This window comes from Paenibacillus sp. CFBP 13594 (genome assembly GCF_014842675.1).
Lineage (GTDB): Bacteria > Bacillota > Bacilli > Paenibacillales > Paenibacillaceae > Paenibacillus > Paenibacillus amylolyticus_B.
Map to the genome: position 1 here is coordinate 1 of NZ_JACYVQ010000036.1, position 443 is coordinate 443.

A 443-nucleotide genomic window follows, 5' to 3' on the forward strand; every position below is an offset into this window, starting at 1 on the left:
GGAGAGTCATCCAGTCCATTTGCTACCCTCCAAATAACCTCTCCGTTTACGCCCCATTTGCTTCTTAGTTTTGATAGGGGTGTATTTGCAAGCTGCTTGATTGTACGAATCCCCATTTTCCACAAATGCTTTTCCATTCTTGATCCAATACCCCACATATCACGAATAGGTTTATCACCTATGTGCTCATGCAGCTCTTCTTTTCTAAGAAAGAATACTCCACCTTCAATTTTCTTCGCAATCATATCACAACAAAGCTTACTCATTACTTTATTGGTTGATATGCCAGCCCTCGCATATACGCCCGTTTCATTAAGAATCTTATCTTGGATTTGTCTTGCCAAGTCAATCGGGTCATTACCAAAAAGATGTAGAGATCCAGTGACGTCACAAAACAGCTCGTCGATACTATAGGGCTCAACTAAGTCGGTAAACTCCTCAAT

1 protein-coding gene is annotated in these 443 nt (G+C 41.1%); it reads right to left on the minus strand.

The window, feature by feature from the left end; translation table 11 throughout:
• On the minus strand, nt 1–443 hold a 443-nt coding region (locus IFU39_RS32525), incomplete at both ends, for a Y-family DNA polymerase (protein WP_446740360.1).